At 57.7% G+C, this 407-nt stretch carries 1 protein-coding gene; it reads left to right on the top strand.

Annotated elements, in window-relative coordinates; translation table 11 throughout:
• Nucleotides 1–407 (top strand): UPF0236 family transposase-like protein (locus RW092_RS09055; protein ID WP_316010034.1); only part of this gene is annotated, 407 nt, incomplete at both ends.

Below are 407 nucleotides of genomic sequence, written 5' to 3'. Positions count from 1 at the left end.
ACCGTAGAAGCGGCAAACACGTGTATCTGCTGGATCAGCTGTTGCAATTCGAAGGGCGCGGGAAAGTCAGTCCGCATTTGGAAGAGACAGCAATCGCATTCGCAAGCCAAGGACCGTCGTACCGGGACAGCGCAAAGCGGCTGGAGCAGCTTTTGGGCTACAATGTGCTGAGCCACCAAGCGATCAGGGAAAAACTGATGGAGCGTGCGCAACAGCCGATGCCAGCGGTGAAACGGCGCGCTGCCCGCGTGCTGTTCGTGGAAGTGGATGGGCTGTACACGAAGCTGCAGCGGAGCAAAAAGCGCGGGATGGAGAACGCAATTGCAGTCGTACACGAAGGCTGGGAGAAGAACGGCAAGCGGGTACAGCTGAAGAACAAACAGCATTACCTGCATACGAGCGGCGGC

Source organism: Paenibacillus sp. 3LSP, assembly GCF_032465655.1.
GTDB classification, from domain to species: Bacteria; Bacillota; Bacilli; order Paenibacillales; family Paenibacillaceae; genus Fontibacillus; species Fontibacillus barengoltzii.
This window is presented reverse-complemented; position numbering and strand designations above follow the sequence as displayed.